Source organism: Hyphomonas oceanitis, from assembly GCF_036964545.1.
Taxonomy (GTDB): Bacteria; Pseudomonadota; Alphaproteobacteria; order Caulobacterales; family Hyphomonadaceae; genus Hyphomonas; species Hyphomonas oceanitis.
This window is the reverse complement of the sequence record NZ_JBALTL010000001.1, coordinates 756,444-775,403: the sequence shown is the minus strand read 5'-3', so window position 1 is coordinate 775,403 and position 18,960 is coordinate 756,444. Positions and strand designations below refer to the sequence as shown.

The 18,960-nt window shown below is 62.5% G+C and carries 17 protein-coding genes; 12 read left to right on the top strand and 5 right to left on the bottom strand.

Going from position 1 to position 18,960, the window contains the following annotated elements:
• On the bottom strand, positions 1-615 hold the full coding sequence (locus V7651_RS03870; protein WP_335612251.1) for a TetR/AcrR family transcriptional regulator: 615 nt from the start codon (positions 613-615) through the stop codon (positions 1-3).
• A gap of 114 nt (positions 616-729) precedes the next feature.
• Between V7651_RS03870 and V7651_RS03865 the strand changes: the two genes are divergently transcribed.
• From V7651_RS03865 to V7651_RS03830, 8 genes are all read left to right on the top strand, one after another.
• Positions 730-2,064 (top strand): oxygenase MpaB family protein, encoded by a 1,335-nt coding sequence (locus V7651_RS03865; protein WP_335612250.1) that lies wholly within the window; start codon positions 730-732, stop codon positions 2,062-2,064.
• A gap of 290 nt (positions 2,065-2,354) precedes the next feature.
• Positions 2,355-4,001 (top strand): YadA-like family protein, encoded by a 1,647-nt coding sequence (locus tag V7651_RS03860; RefSeq protein ID WP_335612249.1) that lies wholly within the window; start codon positions 2,355-2,357, stop codon positions 3,999-4,001.
• Positions 4,002-4,076: 75 nt separating this feature from the next.
• On the top strand, positions 4,077-4,514 hold the full coding sequence (locus V7651_RS03855) for a hypothetical protein (protein WP_335612248.1): 438 nt from the start codon (positions 4,077-4,079) through the stop codon (positions 4,512-4,514).
• 124 nt (positions 4,515-4,638) lie between these two features.
• Positions 4,639-5,112 carry an NUDIX hydrolase gene (locus V7651_RS03850; RefSeq protein WP_335612247.1) on the top strand — a complete coding sequence of 158 codons (474 nt, stop codon included), beginning with the start codon at positions 4,639-4,641 and terminating at the stop codon, positions 5,110-5,112.
• Positions 5,113-5,223: 111 nt separating this feature from the next.
• A complete protein-coding gene (locus tag V7651_RS03845) occupies positions 5,224-6,714 on the top strand; it encodes an inorganic phosphate transporter (protein ID WP_335612246.1) in 1,491 nt (496 codons plus the stop codon).
• A 161-nt stretch (positions 6,715-6,875) separates the two neighbouring features.
• Positions 6,876-9,512, top strand: a complete 2,637-nt coding sequence (locus V7651_RS03840; RefSeq protein WP_335612245.1) for a TonB-dependent receptor — start codon at positions 6,876-6,878, stop codon at positions 9,510-9,512.
• Positions 9,513-9,585: 73 nt separating this feature from the next.
• Positions 9,586-10,521, top strand: a complete 936-nt coding sequence (locus tag V7651_RS03835) for a hypothetical protein (protein WP_335612244.1) — start codon at positions 9,586-9,588, stop codon at positions 10,519-10,521.
• 13 nt (positions 10,522-10,534) lie between these two features.
• Positions 10,535-11,218, top strand: a complete 684-nt coding sequence (locus V7651_RS03830; protein WP_335612243.1) for a CDP-alcohol phosphatidyltransferase family protein — start codon at positions 10,535-10,537, stop codon at positions 11,216-11,218.
• 360 nt (positions 11,219-11,578) lie between these two features.
• Here the strand turns inward: V7651_RS03830 and V7651_RS03825 are convergent, their stop codons facing one another.
• Entirely contained in the window at positions 11,579-12,052 is a 474-nt protein-coding gene (locus V7651_RS03825) for an NUDIX domain-containing protein (protein ID WP_335612242.1), read from the bottom strand.
• 301 nt (positions 12,053-12,353) lie between these two features.
• Here V7651_RS03825 and V7651_RS03820 point away from each other — a divergent pair, with 301 nt between their 5' ends.
• From V7651_RS03820 to V7651_RS03810, 3 genes are read left to right on the top strand one after another with little or no spacing between them, the layout of a single operon-like run.
• Positions 12,354-13,343: a calcium/sodium antiporter gene (locus V7651_RS03820; protein ID WP_335612241.1), complete on the top strand. Its 990-nt coding sequence runs from the start codon at positions 12,354-12,356 to the stop codon at positions 13,341-13,343.
• The gene (locus V7651_RS03815; protein WP_335612240.1) at positions 13,340-14,092 is read left to right on the top strand and encodes an SDR family oxidoreductase; all 753 of its coding nucleotides are present in this window, start codon (positions 13,340-13,342) and stop codon (positions 14,090-14,092) included. Before V7651_RS03820 ends, V7651_RS03815 begins: the two co-directional genes overlap by 4 nt.
• A 6-nt stretch (positions 14,093-14,098) precedes the next feature.
• The gene (locus V7651_RS03810) at positions 14,099-15,121 is read left to right on the top strand and encodes a threonine aldolase family protein (RefSeq protein ID WP_335612239.1); all 1,023 of its coding nucleotides are present in this window, start codon (positions 14,099-14,101) and stop codon (positions 15,119-15,121) included.
• 6 nt (positions 15,122-15,127) lie between these two features.
• Here V7651_RS03810 and V7651_RS03805 read toward each other — a convergent pair whose 3' ends face one another.
• The 3 genes from V7651_RS03805 to V7651_RS03795 all read right to left on the bottom strand — a co-directional run bounded on the left by V7651_RS03805 (position 15,128) and on the right by V7651_RS03795 (position 18,166).
• Positions 15,128-15,745 (bottom strand): TetR/AcrR family transcriptional regulator, encoded by a 618-nt coding sequence (locus V7651_RS03805; RefSeq protein WP_335612238.1) that lies wholly within the window; start codon positions 15,743-15,745, stop codon positions 15,128-15,130.
• Positions 15,746-15,852: 107 nt separating this feature from the next.
• Complete coding sequence (locus V7651_RS03800) at positions 15,853-17,241, bottom strand: DUF2330 domain-containing protein (RefSeq protein ID WP_335612237.1); 1,389 nt, start codon at positions 17,239-17,241, stop codon at positions 15,853-15,855.
• 4 nt (positions 17,242-17,245) lie between these two features.
• A complete protein-coding gene (locus V7651_RS03795; protein WP_335612236.1) occupies positions 17,246-18,166 on the bottom strand; it encodes an RnfABCDGE type electron transport complex subunit D in 921 nt (306 codons plus the stop codon).
• Between the two features lie 133 nt (positions 18,167-18,299).
• Here V7651_RS03795 and V7651_RS03790 point away from each other — a divergent pair, with 133 nt between their 5' ends.
• The gene (locus tag V7651_RS03790) at positions 18,300-18,959 is read left to right on the top strand and encodes a DUF2959 domain-containing protein (RefSeq protein ID WP_335612235.1); all 660 of its coding nucleotides are present in this window, start codon (positions 18,300-18,302) and stop codon (positions 18,957-18,959) included.
• Position 18,960: the final 1 nt, after the last annotated feature.

The window sequence follows — 18,960 nt, the reverse complement described above, 5'->3', positions numbered from 1 at the left end:
CTATTCCTTTGGCTGATTTTGCGCGCGCAGAGCAAGCGCCATGAGGTAGCTTTCCATAAGCAGCACGAGTTCGTCTTCCAAGGCGTCTGACCGAAGACCGAGGCCGGACTCGGCAATCGCTGCGCGCAGGAGGCAGACCACGGCATGGGTGAGGATGAAAGCTGACTCGGGCCGGTTGATAAAGCTCAGCTCCGGGTGAGCTTGCATGATGTCGCTGAAAGCTTTGGATTGGTCGATAATGGCCGCTTCACCGTGGACGCGGAACAGGGCATCGCTGAGCACGATACGGGTTTCAGCCGATCCCTGTACGCCGTGCATCAATGCGCGGACGACCTTGCGTATGCCGTCGGGCTCGGACGGGTCATGCATGATTTCGTGTATGCGCTCCCCGATGCCATCGGATTGGCGCTGGCCCAGTGCGGCCAGTATCGCATCCCGGTCACTGAAATACTGGTAGAGCGTACCAATGCTGACGCCTGCGCGCTCGGCGATATGGTTTGTGGTGAGCTTGCTGAGGCCATCAGTTTCAAGAATGTGAAACGTCGCCTCGAGAATGGCATTAACTGTCGCTTGGGCGCGGGCCTGCTTCGGATTTCTTCTCGATTTTTCAGTCACTTATATTTTCCCTCTGCCCTCTGCGCCCCGTATCAACTGATGCGAGTAGAAAACGTGAGTATTACTCACAAATATAGATCATCCTGCCAATGGAGCAGTCAGAGGGGTCGAAACATGTCTGATGTTACAGCGTCAATCCATGCGCGCATCGCCCAGCAGGGGGCCACCTTACCCGCCATGTATGGCGATGTCGATTTCTCCGTCCTGCCCGAGCGCTATACCGAAGATGTCTCCGTCAGTTCGATTGCCTCCTATGCGGACAAGTTTCCGACGCCGCCTGCCGACATGGTGGACCGTGTGCGCGCCTATACGATGCTGGGCGATGTGACGGCCGATGCCTATGCCGCGCTGATGGGCGAATATGGCTTCAAGAAGCTGGTCGACATGCTGCAGACCGCCTGTGACAAAGGCATCGAGGCGGTGCCGGATGCGCCGCCGGAACTGGTTGCGCTGATCGCCGAGATGGAGACCAGGCCGGACTGGCTGAACATGGAGCTGGTGCGCGAGGGCGCGCGGCTGAACAGGTTGCCGATGGCCGTGGCGGCGCCGTGGATGATCCGCGGATCATTCCTTGCGACCTTCCTGAACAAGTATACGGCGCTGCCGATGGCGCTGACCGGGACACTGAGCGGCACGACGGCGGCGCGGCGTGTCAACGAGACGGCGACCTTCTTTACCGTGACGACCCTGCCGGGCGCGATGGAGCCGCATGGCGAGGGCTTCAAGGCCGCCGCGATGGTGCGCCTGATGCACTCGATGGTGCGGTTCAATGTGCTGCGGCGCGTGAAGGGCTGGGATGTGTCCGTCTATGGTATCCCGATCCCGCAAGTGGACCAGATGCCGGCCGGCCTGATCGACGTGTTCCTGCTGGCCTACCAGATGGTGGCCGACGGGCGCACCGAATTTACGGCCGAAGAGCGCGCGCGGGTCGAGTTCAGCCGCTATCGCTGCTACCTGCTGGGCCTGCCGGAAGACCTGCTGATGGATACGCCACAGGGGATTATCGACATCATGAATGCGCGGGGCGGTTCGATCCGCGACGGGTTTGACGATGCGACCTGCGGGGCGCTCGTGCGGGCGACGCTGGCGGCCTATATGCCGCCGGACAGATCCTTCGGCAGCCGCGTGTTTGATGCCATCGAAAAGCGGTTTTCGCGGATCGTGTTCATCCAGCAATTCCTGGGCGGGGACCGCAAGGCGGCCGCCGATATGGGCGTGCCGGTGAGTAATCTCGATTATGCGGTTGCAGCCGTCATGGGCACCGGGATCGCCCTGAAGATGGCGGCCTACAAGCTGGCGCTGGCGACGCCTGGCCTCAAGGGCCTCGCAGACCGCCGGCTGACGGGGAAGATACGAAAACTGCTGGCGCGCTATGGCCATGCCGAGTTCACAACGGATGCGGGGGCCTATCGGCCTGCGACACCGGCTGGCGCGGCGCACAGTCACTGATGGGGCTCCCGGACCGCCCCCTTACGGTCCGGTGAGCTCTTGCGGGGGCGGCGGGACTGGTCTCACTCCCAGTCCCGCTTGCCGGGGACCGCAGGCCAAAGCCACGAATTTCCCGTGTTTATACCTGATATCTGCAGTATCTGCTGCAGATAGCGAAATATTTAACAAAATCTTTCAATCGCACTGATCCAGTTTCCAACGTCATCCGTAAATTATTGTACACGCTATATTTTATGGCGAGGAGAGCGGCCGGGCATTCCGCCCTGCGTCTATGGAATGGGAAACGGGTGATGAGAAAACATAATCTGATGAAATCGAGCGGCCTGCTGACGGCCATGGTGCTGGGCGCTTTCCTGGTGCCTTCGCTGCCAGCTTTTGCCGATGCGACACCTGACTGTAATGCCAATGCCGGGGAGGCAACCGCGCTGGAGTGCGGCGTGAACGCGGCGGCGACGGGCGTTGACGCGATGGCCGTCGGCACGGATGCGACCGCGACGGGCAACTCGACGACCGCTGTCGGCGGCGAGTCGGTTGCGACCGGCCCCGGCGCGACGGCAATCGGCTGGCAATCCGGCGCCAATGCAGAGCGCGCGCAGGCTTTTGGCCACCTCGCCAAGGCGAACGGCATCCGCTCGCTGGCCGTTGGTGAAGGGGCCGTTGCAGATGGCCTCGAGAGCATCGCCCAAGGTAATCTGGCGTCGGCAACCGGCATTGACGCGGTCGCCATCGGTACGACGGCCACAGCCAATGGCAACTCGACGACCGCTGTGGGTGGCGAGTCGGTTGCCACCGGACCCGGCGCGACCGCGATCGGCTGGCAGTCTGGCGCCAATGCAGAGCGCGCGCAGGCATTGGGTCATCTGGCCAAGGCGAACGGCATCCGCTCGCTGGCCGTTGGTGAAGGGGCCGTTGCAGACGGCCTCGAGAGCATCGCGCAGGGCAATTTGGCGTCGGCAACCGGCATTGACGCGGTCGCCATCGGCACGACGGCCACGGCCAATGGCAACTCCACGACAGCAGTCGGCGGCGAGTCGGTTGCGACCGGGCCTGGCGCAACGGCCTTTGGCTGGCAGTCTGGTGCAACAGCCGAACGAGCACAGGCCTTTGGCCATCTCGCCAAGGCGAATGGCATCCGGTCACTCGCGGTCGGTGAAGGGGCCGTTGCAGATGGCCTTGAGAGCATCGCGCAGGGCAACCTGGCATCGGCAACCGGCATTGACGCGGTCGCCATCGGCACGACGACCGTTGCCAACGGCAATTCTTCAACCGCAGTAGGCGGTGAAGCGACAGCCAATGGCACGGCGGCCACGGCCTTTGGCTGGCAGTCATCGGCGACCGCAGAACGCGCGCATGCCTTTGGCCACCTGGCCAGCGCATCGGGCGTACGCTCAACAGCAATCGGTGAAGCCGCGAACGCTTCGGCTGATTTTGCGACTGCCCTCGGCAACCAGGCGAGCGCAGGCTTTGCCAACTCGGTGGCGATCGGCAATGGCGCCACGACCACGCGGGCCAATCAGGTTGCGCTGGGCACGGCTGACAATACGTACACGCTGGCCGGTGTGAACTCGGCAGCGAGCACGGCAGCGCAGTCTGGCCCGGTTGGCTTCGTCACGACGGACCAGAACGGCAATATCGCAGCGGACTATTCGCTGTCGTCCGGTCTCAGCGCGAATGCCAACCTGATCTCGCGTAACCAGCAGGACATTCAGGATAACCGGGCTGGCATTGCCGCGGCCTTCGCGCTCGACACGGCCTATGTGCCGGTTGGCAAGAAGTTCGCGATCAATGGCGGCTACGGCTTCTATGACAGCGAGAGCGCGATTGGCGCCTCGGCGGGCTACCGCCTGAACGATGCCTGGCAGATTGATGCCGGTGTTGCCTCGGGCATGAATAATGGCGGCACGGGCGGACGTGTCGGCTTCTCGGCTGCCTGGTAAGGGGATTTTGTGTCCACCTTGCGTTCCCTCCAGGTACCACGCCCTGCCTTTTGGCGGGGCGTGGTTTTGCGGGCCTTGTGCCTGTTTGCTGCGGTAATCCTGACCGCAGGCGCGTCGGTGGCGCGCGCGGATACCGTGCCGGACGAGACGGGCCTCGCGCGGCTTGTCTGGTCGACCATGGTGACGCTCGACAATGCCAACCGCACCGGCAATTACGATGTGCTGCAGCAGCTGGGCTCAACCGAGTTCCAGAAAGCCAATAGTCCGAAAGCCCTGGCGGGCGCGTTCGCACCGCTGCGCAACCGGCGCGTGGATGTCGGCCGGGCGATCCTGATCACGCCGACCTATTATCTTGAACCGGGCCTGGATTCATCTGGCGATTTGCGCCTGCGGGGCGCCTTCGAATACCGGCCGAGTGCGATCAGGTTCGACTTGATCTATCGCAATGTTGACGGCGGCTGGCGGATCCACGCGATTTCCGTCGCGGAGATGGATGCCGACGCACCGCGCTGATGCTTGCTCCCTGATTCAGCAGGGATTCTTAATAATAGTCGGTGTATAGGCATGCCGGAGGGCGTGACGGCGCTTTTGCATGTGCGCCATTGCAGGTTGAAGCAAATACCGTCACATTAGTGTCATGAAACCTACTGAGTTCAGTCTGAAGCGTGAATTGGCTGCCCTGGTGACAGGGTCGTGGCTGCGGCCGCCTGTGGCCCAGCAGGTGGCTGCGCTATGCTGGCGGCGGGCCGGTGAGGGCCATGAAGTGCTGCTGGTGACGACGCGTGGGCGCGGCCAGTGGATGCTGCCGAAGGGCTGGCCGAAAGAGAGCAAGCCGGATGCGGAGATGGCGGCGGTCGAAGCCTATGAGGAAGCCGGTGTGCGCGGCGCGGTCGATGCCAACCCTGTGGGCAGCTTCCATTACGAGAAGCGGATTGGCGCCGGAACGGTGATGGAGTGCGAGGCGACCGTCTATGCGCTGGAAGTAAGCGAACATCTGAACCAATTCCCGGAAGCAGGTCAGCGTGAGCTGGGCTGGTTCTCGCCCGGCGAGGCGGCGGCGAGAGTGGACTGTCCGGAGCTGAGCACGCTGCTGACGCGGTTTGCGCCCTGAGGGCTGAGGCCACAGTCCCGTAAATTCGACCTGAAATCTGAACGCGAATCCTGTATCCGGCCTGCAAGGCGTGCTACCGCGCGGCCAAGCAAGACGGAAACAAGAGCCAACATGCCCCAATCCAGCGGAATGAAGCCGACCCTCGACAAGGACCTTTCAAAGGTCGGGCAGATCGAGCAGGCCTCACACTCGGTCTCACGTTCGCTTTTGATGCCGGGCCTTGCGCTGGTCTTCATCGCGCTCTGCGCGCTGGTGGTCAGCAGCATTATCCATGACACGCCGGGCTCGTTGATCATCGTCATGGCTGCCGCGATCGGTGCCTATATGGCACTGAATATCGGCGCCAATGACGTGGCCAACAATGTCGGCCCGGCTGTGGGGTCTAAAGCGCTTTCGATGATGGGCGCCCTGGCGATTGCGGCGATCTGCGAAAGCGCGGGCGCGCTAATTGCCGGGGGCGATGTGGTCGGCACCGTATCGAAGGGGATTATCGACCCGGCCGGCCTGTCGGATGCGAACACGTTCATCCTGCTCATGATGTCGGCTTTGATCGCAGCGGCGCTGTGGATCAATATCGCGACCGTGTTCGGCGCGCCGGTGTCGACGACGCACTCTATTGTCGGCGGCGTGGCCGGGGCAGGGATCGCGGCGGCGGGCATCGCAGCCGTGAACTGGCCGACGATGGGGCAGATTGCGGCAAGCTGGGTGATCTCGCCGCTTCTCGGCGGCATCATTGCGGCGGGCTTCCTCGCCTTCATCAAGACGGCGATCATCTATCAGGACGACAAGATCGCAGCGGCGCGCCGTTGGGTGCCGCTTCTGGTGGCGGTGATGGCAGGGGCGTTCTCGACCTATCTGGCGACGAAGGGCCTGAAGCACCTGATCGAGATTACGCTCCCGCAGGCCAGCCTGATTGGTCTTGGGATGGCCGTGCTGACCTGGCTCGTGTCGAGCCCGCTGATCAAGCGCCAGTCGCGCGGCATGGAAAACCGTAACAAGTCGCTGCGCGAATTGTTCAAGCTGCCGCTGATCTTCTCGGCGGCGCTGCTGTCCTTCGCGCACGGGGCCAATGACGTGGCGAATGCGATCGGGCCGCTGGCGGCGATCGTGTCGACGGCGCAGTCCGGCGCGGTGGCGGCCAAGGTCGGCATTCCGCTCTGGGTGATGGCGATTGGCGCATTGGGCATTTCGTTCGGGCTGATCATGTTCGGGCCGAAACTGATCCGCATGGTGGGCGACCAGATTACCAAGCTGAACCCGATGCGGGCCTTCTGTGTGGCGCTGTCGGCGGCGATCACGGTGATCGTGGCTTCGGCGCTTGGCCTGCCGGTCAGCTCGACGCATATCGCGGTGGGCGCAGTGTTCGGCGTCGGCTTCTTCCGCGAATGGTACACGGCTAATTCCAGGCGCCGGCGCGAATATATCGCCCGCAACCCGCGCAACCCGGACCGCGACGAACCGGTTGGCGGAGATCAGCCGCGCTATCGCCGTCTCGTGCGGCGACATCATTTCATGACGATCATTGCTGCCTGGGTGATTACGGTTCCAGCCGCGGGCGGCCTGTCTGCTGCGATCTTCCTTGTGTTTGAAATGCTGGGCTGACGGTCTCTTTCTACCGGACGGACGCCGTGTCTCCGCAGGCTAGCAACCCCTGCGGGACAGGGGTGGATTCTGTCTAAAACAGTTCACACGAGTATTACGCGAGTGTCATGAAGCGCCGTTAACGGATCGCCCCGAGGGTCAATTTTCCAAGGGTCAACTTCATGTCATTCCGTTCCATAATCCTGCTCGGCGCGAGCCTTTCCATTCTTGCGGGCCATGTCGCCGCACAGGAACAGCCCGTCGAAGATGATCGCGTGCTCGACACAGTCATCGTTCAGGGCAGCCAGCTTTCCCGCCAGAAGGGCATCGCGGAAAAGCGCGACGCGCTGTCTGTCATCGATGCGCTCGGCGTCGATGAACTTGGCCAGCTGCCTGACAAGAACGTGGGCGAAAGCCTCAACCGGATTGCTGGCGTGTCGATGCTGGTGGAGAAGGGTGAAGGCCGTTACGTGCAGATCCGTGGCATCAATCCGTCGCTGAACAATGTGACGATCAATGGCGGCAGCCTCGGCTCGCCAGAGACCGAAGGCGGCGGGCGCAATGCGCCGCTCGACATTATCGCTGGCGGCGTGCTCGGCTCGGTGCAGGTGATCAAGGCGCTGACACCGGATCTTGATGGCCAAGGCATCGGCGGCACGGTCAATGTCGACACCAAGTCGCCTTTCGACAAGGACGAGACGCTGTGGGGCTATGCGACCGGCCGATACGGCTTCGAGGAAATCGAGCCCGATGACCGCGCCTATGGCGGCGAGAACCCCTACGCGCTGGACGGCACGATTGCGGGGCAGAACAAGGCGGGCACCTTCGGCTGGCTGCTGGCCGGATCGTGGACCGACCGTGAATATATCGCGCCCGGCTATTATGCCGACGACTGGGCTGTGAATGCCCCGGACGCGGGCACGGGGTCTGTGGGCGGCGCTGCGCCGGTCAACGTCAAGAACAACTATTATGTCATCGGCCGCGAGCGGCTGAACCTGAACGCTGCACTGGAACTGCGCCCGGACGACAATACCAAGTATTTCGCCCGCGCCTTCTATGCGACCTGGGACGAGTTCCAGCACCGCAACCGCTATGAGCAGAACTTCGACACAGACGTCGTGTTCGAGACGCCGACGTCCGGCACGTCCGGCGCGAACCGGATTGCCATCAATATCCGCAACGAGGAGACGACGAAGGAGATCTTCTCGCTGGCAGCCGGTGGCGAGAATGTCTTCGAGGCGCTGACCTTCAATTACGAAGTGCAGATGAACCAGAACAAGATCGATGAAGATTATTCGTTCTGGGAATGGCGCTCGGGCAAGAATTTCGGGCCGAACACGTGGACCCTGAACGGCGACGGCATTGTCGTCATCACGCCGGATGTGGGCACGCCGGACCGTCAGGACCCGTCGCTGATCGACTTCCGCCGCGCGCGCTTTCAGGACAGTCACATGGACGAGGATGCGTTCTCGGGCCAGTTCGACGTGCGCTGGGACTGGGATTCCGATACCTGGTTCAAGGCGGGCGTGAAGGCCCGGCAGGTCGAGCGCTCATGGGATTACAGTGTCGACCGCTATGACGATGCCGGCGCCGGGCTGACCCTCGGCACGTCGAGCGCCTTCACCAATGGCGCCTTCACCAACTGCAACGAAATCATGTGTGCGCCGAACATCTTCATGGATTACGAGGCGATGAACGCCTTCCTCGCAGACCCCGCAAACGCCGCCTATTTCAGCTTCAATAACGATGACACGTTCATCAGCGAGTTTGCGTCGGACTATGACATCACCGAAACCGTACTTGCCGGTTACGTCATGGGTGTGCGCCAGGTGGGGCCGGTCCAGCTGATCGCCGGTGTGCGCGTCGAGGCGACCGATGTAGACTCGTCCGGTTACCTCCTGGACGGCGATGCAGCGGCGCGCGTGTCCGATGGCGGCGACTATGTCACCATCCTTCCGGACGTGCTGGCGAACTGGGATGTGACCGATTCGCTAAAACTTCGCGGGTCGGTGACGCGGGCGCTTGGACGGCCGGACTATGATGCGATTGCACCGCGCTCGTCCTATAGTGAAGAGGCTGGTGTCGCGAACCTGTCGATCGGCAATCCCGATCTCGAGGCACGCGTGTCATGGAACTATGACGCATCCGTCGAATGGTATCCGAACGAGCTGACGCTGCTATCGGCGGCGATCTTCTACAAGGATATTTCGGATGATCTCGTCGGCTTGTCGGAACAGTTTACGACGCAGGCCGATATCGTGGCGGAGCTGGAACGCCGCGGCCTGACCGGAGCGGTTGACCCGGCAGACATCACGCAAAGTCTCAACGTGTCGACAACGGTAAATGCCGGGACGAGCACGCTGAAGGGGATCGAGCTGATCGCACAGACGCAGTTCGACAACTTCCTGCCGGAAGCGCTGGCCGGGTTCGGCGTGTCGGCGAGTGCCACATTCCTCGATGGCGAGACCAAGGTGAACGGCGAGACGCTGCCGCTGGTGAACCAGGCCGAACAGACCTATGCTTTCTCCGCCTTCTACCAGAACCATGGGTTCGATGCCTCGGTCAGCTATGCCTACAATGACAGCTTCCTGACCGACGTTGACCTGAACAATCCGGACAATGACCTTGACCAGGGTGAGTTCGGCCGCTGGGACGCGCGTCTGTCATACGAGCTGCGTGACAATCTCAAAGTGTTCATTGAGGGCGTGAACCTGAACAATGAGCCGACCACGGAGTTCCAGGGCCGCGACGAGACACGGATCACGGAATACGAATATGTCGGGTCGACCGTGTATCTGGGCTTCAGCTACGGCTTTTAGGTCGGGCCTGTTTTAGCAATCGGATGCCAGCCCCTTCGAGGGGGCTGGCGCTCTCGCATTCAAGGGGTTTGACATGAGACATCCGTTCCGGGCCGTGGGCCTTAGTGTGGCAGGCGCGCTGATCCTGTCGGCCTGTGCGAGTGCCGAAGTGGCGAATGCGCCCGTGGCCACGCCGATTGTCGACCTCGCGTCCGTGCCGGATTATGTCGCTCCGCCGGTTGCGCAGCTGGAAGCAAAGACCGTTCGCATTTACGACGCGCCGGAGGCCGATCAGGGTGTGGCGGTGGACAGCGACTTTTTCTACGCGCTCGACAATACGATCATCGGCAAGTACCGGCGCGACACGGGCCAACTGGTGGCGCGCTTTACGGCGCCGCACAAGGGCCTGATCCGGCACATGAATTCCTGCTATGCGCGGGACGCGAAACTCTGGTGTGCGAACTCGAATTATTCGCTGGTGCCGATGGGCTCCTCAATCGAAGTGTTCGATACCGCCAGCATGACACATGCTGCCACGCATTCGCTGGGCATGATGGATGAAGGCTCTCTGACCTGGTTCGATGACATTGATGACGGGCGCATTGCAGGCTTCGCGCACTATTCCGGCAATGGCGGCGTGCCGTTCAAGGACAGCACCTATTCCAGCGTCGTGACCTTCGACACGGACTGGCGTCGCACCGGGGGCTGGCTGTTCCCTGAGGGCGTGATCCAGCGTATGGCGCCGCATGCGGCTTCGGGCGGGGCCATCGGGCCGGACGGGTTGCTTTATGTGCTGGGGCACGACCTGCCGGAAATGTATGTGCTGGCGCGCCCGGGCATGGGGCCGACCATGATCCATGTGGCGACGATCAAGCTGGGCGTTGGCGGGCAGGCCTTTTCATTCGCGCCGCGCGAGGGACGCACGATATTCGCGATTGACCGGGCCGGCGGCAAGGTCAGCGAGATCGTGCTGCCGGAGGTGGCGCTGAATACGCCCGACGCGCAGCCATTTACCCGTCAGGTGCCGTGAGCCATTGCCCCGCATGCCTAGCGCTGGCAATGCAGTGGTCATGGATTTCAAATGGCTACCGAATGCGTTGACGATTGCCCGCTGTGTGTTTGCGGGTCTCGTCATATGGGGAATATGGAACGCCGAGCTGGCGGGCGTGGCCGCCGGCGCGGTGACACCGGACATGCCGCCGGAAGACCTGTTGCGGCATACGGTGATGCAGCAGCTCTGGTATCAGTTCGCTTTGCTGGGCTTTCTATCAGGCGCTTTGACCGACTTCCTTGACGGCTACCTTGCCCGCAAGCTGAAGGCGCAAAGCCGGTTTGGTGTCTGGCTGGACCCGATTGCGGACAAGCTGCTGGTGGGCGCGGCGTTGCTGGGCCTCGCCATGGTGCTGAAGACCTGGCTGATCTACCTGCCAGCGGCAGCCATTATCGGGCGGGACGTGTTCATGACCTGGCTGCGCACGACGCCAGCCGGGAAGGCGGTTGTGGATCCCTCCAACCTCGCAAAGTGGAAGACCGGGTTCGAGATGGCAGCCATTATCGGGCTGATGTTGCCGCTGGCCTTTGCGCCCGCCGACATGGCGGCTGATGCCAGCGGGGAAACGCCGCTCGTCTTCGTGATCGGTTCTTTCATGCTGGTGGGCTTGCTGTGGGTTGCGGCAGCGCTGTCGCTGATGACGGGCTGGCGCTATATCCGCGCGACGCGTCGCTAGGCCTGCCGGAATGCAAAACGCCGACCCCGCGTGGACGTGGGCCGGCGTTCTTATGCGGTGCGGCGCGCCGGCAAGGGGAAGAACCGGGGCCGCGAGGGGTCTTTTGCGCGAAAGGATGGAGAAGCATCCAGATCACGTTCTAACCCTCGGTGAATTTTCCTAATGTCGCGTTAAGACCCAAGGCGGGAATGAGGCGGAGAATTCGCAACACGGTCGGTATTCTGCCCGTGATCGGCCTCAATCGCGGGCAAATTCTTGACGTATGAAAAAGCGCGTCGCCCCCGAGATCAAATTCCTCGCCTTCATCCTGGCCGCGCTGCTGTTCCTGTGCGTGCCGGCCCTGCTGGCGTTCGCCGGGGCTTAGGACCCCGGGCCTGCCCAATAGGGGCTGGTGGCCTCGTTGCCATAGATTTCAGCGAGACGTTTGACGGTGCCGGGTGTTGCGCCCTCAGGGGGATCAAGCGGATCGACCCATATGGTTTCAGCAATTTCGCCGAAGGACGTGGCCGGTGTTTCGGCCCAGCTGTCATGGGGGACGCGGTAAAGCAGGACATGATCATTCCTGAAGACGTGGTGGTTTGAATAGAAGCCGACCAGCTGGGGAAGGCCGGTCAGCTTGACGCCGGCCTCCTCGACCAGTTCACGGGACAAGGCCTCAATGGCCGGTTCGCCACGCTCCACGCCGCCGCCGGGCATGTACCAGCCCTTCACATAGGTGTGACGCACGAGGAAGACGCGGCCCGCTTCATTCTCGACCGCCGCGCGCACGCCCAGCGTCATCGGGCGGCGCAGGCGCGCATAGGTGTGAAAAAGGCGGGTGCGAAGCGTTGCCAATGGAGGGTCTCCGGGAGCTGATTTGCGAGCCTAGCGCCGCCCGGACGGGAAGTCGAAGGAGACGCGTTGATTTCGTCGTGACGCCGCGGAATCGGGCGGTTTTGGTGTCGAATGAGGCTCGCCAAGGGGGGCAACGCGCTGTAAGGACGGGGCAACTAGTGATAACAGCTGCAAAAACAGACAAAAGCGAGACGGTGCAATGATCCATCCCTCACTGATTGCCATCGGCACGATCGTGCTCGTGTTCGGCATCCTGAACCTCATCGAATTCAAGCGTCTCGACTAGGGACGCTCAGGCAGCATGCCGGACCTGACGCTGATTGCCGCCCTTCTGGGGGGGCTCGCCATCATGGCCTTTGCCGGGGATTTCCTGGTCAATGGTGCGGTGGCGGTGGCACGAAGGTTTGGTGTCTCGCCGCTCATTGCCGGTATTTTCATTGTCGGGTTCGGTACGTCCGCGCCTGAAATGGTCGTATCGCTCGACGCTGCCATGGGCGGACAGCCGGGCCTTGCACTCGGCAATATTGTCGGCTCCAACATTGCCAATGTCTGTCTTGTGCTGGGCTTTCCGGCGCTGATCTCGCCCTTCTTTGCGGGCGGGAAGGGCGAGGGCCGGGCGCTTGGCGCGATGCTGCTGGCGACTGCGCTGTGGATCGGCCTGACGGCGATCATGCCCCTGACGGCCGGGATCGGCTTCTTCTTCATCCTCATCCTGCTCGGCTATTGCGGTTTTACGCTGATCTCGGCGCGCAAGGCAGTGGCCGCCGGGATCGATCCGGGCGTGACTGTGGATGATGATCCACACATGGCCCTGTGGCGGGCGCTCGCATATATCCCGCTGGGCATTGCCGGGCTGATCCTTGGCGCGCAGCTGATCATCGCCGGCGGTGTCGGCATGGCTGAATTCTATGGCGTGCCGCAGGAATGGATCGGCCTGACGCTGCTGGCCATTGGCACGTCGATGCCGGAGATCGGCGCTAGCGTTGCGGCCGCGCTGCGCAAGCGCGGCGATGTGGCGATCGGCAACATTCTCGGCTCGAACGTGTTCAACATTCTGGGCGCGGGCGGGATCATTTCCTTCTTCGGACCGCTCGATGTGGCGCCGACATTCCGGCAGTATGACCACTGGGCCATGGGCCTTGCGGCGATGATCATCGCGCTGCTGATACTGACAAAGGCCAAGGTCGGGCGGCTTGTCGGGATCCTGCTGCTGCTGATCTACGTGATCTACATTTACGGGCTGATCAACGGGTTCAACATTCTTGGCCTGTTCCAGCCGGCAGGCGCATGAGGCCCGGCGTTGCCCTTGTGACGGGCGCCGGTGCGCGCGTGGGCAGGGCCATGGCCGAAGCGCTGGGGCAGGATGGCTGGGCGGTTGCCATTCATTACCGGTCTTCGAAGGATGGCGCGCGGGAAACGCATGAGGCGATCAAGGCGGCGGGCGGACGGGCGACGCTGGTTCAGGCTGATCTTGCAGACGAGGGCCAAGTCTCCGATCTGGTCGCGCGGGCAGGGGCTGAACTCGGTCAGCGGGTGAGCCTGCTGGTCAATTCCGCCTCCGTCTTCACCGATGACAGCGCGGCGCGCCATACGCGCGCTGACTGGGACAGCCACATGGACACGAATTTGCGGGCGCCGGTGCACCTGGCGCAGCAGATGGCGGCGGGTCTTGCATCCGGCGAGAAGGGCCTCGTGGTCAACCTGATCGACCAGCGGGTGTGGAAGCTGACCCCGCAATTCTTCACCTATACCTTGTCGAAGGCGGCGCTGTGGCAGGCGACGCAGACGCTGGCGCAGGCGCTGGCGCCGCATGTGCGGGTGAACGGCATTGCTCCGGGGCCGACGCTGAAAAGTGTGCACCAGAGCGAAGCGGAGTTTGAAGCGGAGAAGCAGGCGACGCTGACGCAGGAAGGCTCCAGCCCCGACGAGATCGTGCGGGCGCTGCGCTACCTGATTTCAGCCACCAGCGTGACTGGCCAGATGATTGCGGCCGATGGCGGCCAGCACCTGATGTGGCAGACGCCCGATACACAGATCTGAGGTATAATGAACTTTTCATCCGACACGTCCGCCCCCGCCCATCCCAATGTCCTGGCGGCGCTCGCCCGCGTGAATACGGGCAATGAGGCAAGCTATGGCGGCGACAGCGTGACGGCGCGGCTGCGCGGGCAATTGGCCGACCTGTTCGAGACCGAGGATTTCGATTTCTGGATGACTGCGTCCGGCACCGCTTCCAATGCGCTGGCCCTGTCATGCTTCTGCCCGTCAATTGGCGCGGTGCTTTGCCATGACGCCGCGCATATCGCGATTGACGAACGTGGCGCGCCGGAATTCTTTTCCGGTGGCGGCAAGTTGCAGCTGCTGCCCGGGACGGGCGGAAAGATCGGTGCGGAGACGCTGGCGGCAGCGCTGGCGCAGATCGATCATGGTTTCGTACACCAGACGCCGGCGCATGTTCTGTCGCTGACCAACCTGACCGAAAGCGGCACGGCCTATAGCGTCGCCGAGATCAGCGATCTCGCCGGGAAAGCGCACGCGGCAGGCCTTGTGGTTCACCTTGATGGCGCGCGGCTTGGCAATGCGCTGGCCGCGACGGGGGCGAGCCCGGCGGAGATGAGCTGGAAAGCGGGCGTCGATGTGCTGACTTTCGGCCTGACCAAAACAGGCGCCATGGGCTGCGAGATCATCATGCTGTTCGGCAAGGCGCGCGAGACGTGGGGCGAGCTGAAGGCGCGGGCCAAGCGCTCCGGGCATATGCCGCCGAAGATGCGCTACCTGGCGGCGCAGGCCGAGGCGATGCTGGATGGCGGCCTGTGGCTTGACCTCGCCGCGCGGGCCAACAAGGCGGCGCTGAAACTGGCGGCGACGCTGATGGCGCAGCCGGGTGTGCATCTGGTGACCAAGCCGGGCGGCAATGAAGTGTTCGCGCGCCTGCCTGAAGGGCTGGCGGAGACGCTGACGGCCGCAGGCGCGAAATTCTATCCCTGGCCGGATGGCAGCCATCGGTTCGTCTGTTCCTGGGCCACCCTGGATGACGAAATCAGCGCGGTTGCCACAGCCATGGGCTGAGCCTGTTCAGGCGGAAAGGGCGGTGCCCAGCCATGATTGCAGGAAGCCGATTGTGGCTTCCGCGTCGATCGGGGCCTCGGTATCGCCGCCCAGCAGGCCCTGGTGGATCGACATGATCAGCAACGGGGACATGATGGCCAAGGCGGCGGCACGCAGGGCATTCACGCTCTGGGGCGAACCGGGCGAGCCGCGCAGCTTGTCCATGATGGAGGTCAGCGCGGGTTCCAGCATGTTCTTGAGATAGGCCTTGCCGGCCGTCTCGTCGGCGATGCCTTCGATCAGGCCGAAAGCGTGGGCGCGGGTGAAGTTTGCGAAGCGCATGCCGGCGTCGGCGACGCGGTAATATTGTTCAACGGCCTCCATCGGGCTTTCAGCCGGAACGGAAATCGTATTCCAGATCGGCGTGCCCCGCTGGCCGATATTTTCGAGGATGGCAACGACGACGCCTGCGCGGTCATCGAAATAGTGCCGCAAGGTGGGCTCTGACGCGTCGGCGGCAATCGCGAACTGGCGCAGTGACGGACGGCGCAGGTCCGCCTCTAGCGCGAAGTTGGTCAGGGCATCGACCAAGGCCGCCCGTTTCTCCTTGAAGTCATGGTTCCGTGCACCCACCGGACGCGGCATTGGCATTTCCTCAAAGGTAGAAAGTGTGCTTCTCGCAATTAAGAAGCATTCGCAGCGCATTCATACGGGTTTTCCCCACCGGCGCAACCTACAATATTTATTGCAGTTTAGCCATTACCCCAGAGGCGGCTCCACCATGATTTCTTCTCGACGGGCTTCTCTAAATCTACGCCTTTGACTGCCGCTGCGGAATATCCCCCATCGGCCATCTTGTCGCGAATATCATTCACATCCCATCCTGTGAGTTTTGCCAAGGCCACGGCTTCGGCATCCCAGCGTTCCACCAGTGAACTGGCGTATTCACTGGCAGCGCTGCACGATGTGTAGTCACCACGCCAGGGATGGCGCAGGACATAACGTCCCTGATAGTTCTCCCGGTCGCCTGTAATTTCGAATGTGAGGTCTTCCGGAAAGGTCTTCGCGTCATAGCGCAGGTGCAGGCGCGTGACGAAAACATCGACCGGGGAAGGGGCCATTCCGCGGGGTGTGGGGCCCTCAGGTGCGTCATCAAGCCACATCACGCCAAGTTCCCGAAGTTCCGAGGGACGCAGCGGTTCTGCGGCGCAGGGATCGCACCAGGACATGTCCCATGCATATTCCATGAAGACCGCCTTGCCGTCCTGTTTTTCTACCTGATGGGAAAACATGGCTTTGTAGAAGTCTGCGAATTCATCCTTTACGTAGATCGGGACATCCATGTCGGAGGGCAGTTTCACCGTTCGGTAGTTGCTGGTCTCGACGCGGCCCTTGCTGGTGAGGGCGAAGACGAAGAGTTCCTGCTTGCCTTCGGCATTGACCGTGCCGAGGCGGATGGGGAGCATGAAGTCCTCATCTTCATATGCGACCTGGATGGGTCGCAGCATGGCCGAGCCGTCATGGCGTTCGAGGCTGACCTTGGCGACGAAGAATTTCATGCCGCGCTTGAGATAGGCGCCGACGGTTTCCTCGGCGCCGTCCGGGATCTTGTAGCCGTTCTGGTTCAGCCATTTGATCAGGCCATCGGATTCTTCGGCCGAGAGGATGAGGATGTCATATTCGCCGACCTCGTATTCAGCCTCGATGGTAACGCCGAGGTCTGCGGCATCATCGACGGCCATGGGCGCAGGCGGCGCCGACATGGCGGCGGTTTCCTGCATCTCCCGGTAGCGCTTTTCCAGTTCGCACGGGTTCTCGTCATAATATTCGACGAGACGCGGGGCTGTATAGGCGTCGAGATGATCGACGAGCGCCGGGTTCGCGACATTGATTTGCTCGCGTTCGGGAATGGAAACAACCGGCACGACCATGGCGAATTCCGAGACGTCACCGCGGAAGTCCGAGGCCATTGTGATGACGGTGCGGTCGCCGTCACGGGCGAGGACGACCTTGGACGCGTCGTTGAAGAGGTCCGTGTCGGCCTTGGCGACATAGAAGCCGCAAAAGGCGCTGGCGGGCGCAGTAAAGGCCAGGCTTGCGAGCGGCAGCGCGAGGCTGGCGATCAGGTGCTTCAATTTCATCTTGTCATGTCTCCTTCGTCCCCCAAGTTTTCAGTGGTGATAGCGTGAAAATGGGCCCAATTCGGTCAGGTGCAGGTGTGCCGTGCGGCCATTCGAACCGGTGGGCGGGCAGGGCGCGGTCGAGTAGCGGCGTCAGCAGGCCGAGGGCTGCGAGCGCCATGAGCGGTGCGCCCCGTTGGTTCGGGCCAATGATGAACCAGGCGGCGAGCGCCGCGACGGCCATGGCGAACAGGATGCGGCCGGCGCGGCTGTCCGGTGTCGAGCGAGGGTCGGTGATCATGAAGAAGGCGAAGATCAGCAGCGAGCCGGACGAGAGCTGGTGCAGCGGGATGGCCACGGGGTCGCCCAGCCATGCGGCGCGGGCAAAGAGGATTGCGGCGAAGGTGAAGAGGAAGCCGAGGGCAATGTCGAGCCGTTTGGCGCTGGAGAGGGTGAGGGCAGCGAGGGCGAGCGCGTAGCCGGCAATGAGGGGCATCTGGCCCCACTGGCCGGGCGAGACCCAGGCATCGCGTCCGAGCACAAGCATCATCATGACGATGCCGATGCAGCCCGGATTGAACACGTGCTTGCCCTTGATGCGCACAAGGAATTTCAGCGAGATGCCGGTGAATGCTGCGGCGAACCAGATCCAGGGTGCGGCGGCGCGCAGGAGAACCGTGACGCCGATCATGGTGATCAGGGCAGACTTTGCTTCGAAACCGTGAAGCAGGGGGCGCCCGGCGCGCAGGTTCAGGCCCGCCGTGCCGAGGCCTTGGGCGAGCATGGCGCCGGAGAAGGCGAAGATCAGTGCAGAGGGCTCGGCGCCGAAGCTGCTTGTGCTGTAGGAGAAGAGGAATAGGCCGGCGAGGGCAAGTATCTGCCAGTGCCGGGGATCGGCATCGATCCGGCGGAAAAGGGCGACGGGGAGGCGGGCCAGTGCGTCCATTCGACTCACATCATACACCAAATGCGCTCAGATTACGGCGGGTTCATGAAAGCTTCGCGCCGCTTTGGCCCGTAAAGTCTGGACCCATCGTCCGGATCACGGCAAGTAAAGGCCAATTGGAGGGGATTCGACCATGAAAACGATTCTTCGTGCGGGCCTGATTGGCGCGCTTCTGGCCACAACGACGCTCGCAGGCTGTGCGTCCACCTATTATGGCGCGATGGAAAAGATCGGCTATGAGAAGCGCGACCTCCTTGTGCAGCGCGTCTCTGAAACCGCGCGCAGTCAGGAAGCGGCCAAGACCGAGTTTGCCAATGCGCTCGAGGCCTTCCGGACCGTGGTCTATGTCGAGCCGGGCGCGCTGGAAGCGAGCTATGACAGCCTGTCGAAATCCTATGACCGGTCTGTCGACAAGGCAGACAAGGTGCGCTCGCGGATCAAGGACGTCAAATCGGTGGCCCGTGACCTGTTCAAGGAATGGAATGGCGAGCTGAGCGAATATTCCGACCCGGGCCTGCGCCAGAAGGCAGCGCAGCAACTGGCCGAAACCGAAGCGCGCTATGACACGTTGGTGATGAAGATGGATGCGGCTGCCGCTTCAATGGACCCGGTTCTGGTGATGTTTCACGACCGCGTGCTCTACCTGAAGCACAATTTGAATGCGCGCGCGATTGCGGCGCTGGAGCCGGAGACGGCGGGGCTGGAAACCAATGTCGAGAGCCTGATTGCCGACATGGAGCGCTCCATTGCAGATGCCGATGCGTTCATCGCGGAGATGCGCCCCGGCGTGTAAG

Coding starts and splice junctions, on each gene's coding strand:
- V7651_RS03810 (WP_335612239.1), top strand. CDS start 14,099: ATGAACTTTTCATCCGACACGTCCGCCCCCGCCCATCCCAATGTCCTG.
- V7651_RS03850 (WP_335612247.1), top strand. CDS start 4,639: ATGAAACCTACTGAGTTCAGTCTGAAGCGTGAATTGGCTGCCCTGGTG.
- V7651_RS03820 (WP_335612241.1), top strand. CDS start 12,354: ATGCCGGACCTGACGCTGATTGCCGCCCTTCTGGGGGGGCTCGCCATC.
- V7651_RS03840 (WP_335612245.1), top strand. CDS start 6,876: ATGTCATTCCGTTCCATAATCCTGCTCGGCGCGAGCCTTTCCATTCTT.
- V7651_RS03815 (WP_335612240.1), top strand. CDS start 13,340: ATGAGGCCCGGCGTTGCCCTTGTGACGGGCGCCGGTGCGCGCGTGGGC.
- V7651_RS03860 (WP_335612249.1), top strand. CDS start 2,355: ATGAGAAAACATAATCTGATGAAATCGAGCGGCCTGCTGACGGCCATG.
- V7651_RS03835 (WP_335612244.1), top strand. CDS start 9,586: ATGAGACATCCGTTCCGGGCCGTGGGCCTTAGTGTGGCAGGCGCGCTG.
- V7651_RS03830 (WP_335612243.1), top strand. CDS start 10,535: ATGCCTAGCGCTGGCAATGCAGTGGTCATGGATTTCAAATGGCTACCG.
- V7651_RS03800 (WP_335612237.1), bottom strand. CDS start 17,241: ATGAAATTGAAGCACCTGATCGCCAGCCTCGCGCTGCCGCTCGCAAGC.
- V7651_RS03845 (WP_335612246.1), top strand. CDS start 5,224: ATGCCCCAATCCAGCGGAATGAAGCCGACCCTCGACAAGGACCTTTCA.
- V7651_RS03790 (WP_335612235.1), top strand. CDS start 18,300: ATGAAAACGATTCTTCGTGCGGGCCTGATTGGCGCGCTTCTGGCCACA.
- V7651_RS03795 (WP_335612236.1), bottom strand. CDS start 18,166: ATGGACGCACTGGCCCGCCTCCCCGTCGCCCTTTTCCGCCGGATCGAT.
- V7651_RS03865 (WP_335612250.1), top strand. CDS start 730: ATGTCTGATGTTACAGCGTCAATCCATGCGCGCATCGCCCAGCAGGGG.
- V7651_RS03805 (WP_335612238.1), bottom strand. CDS start 15,745: ATGCCGCGTCCGGTGGGTGCACGGAACCATGACTTCAAGGAGAAACGG.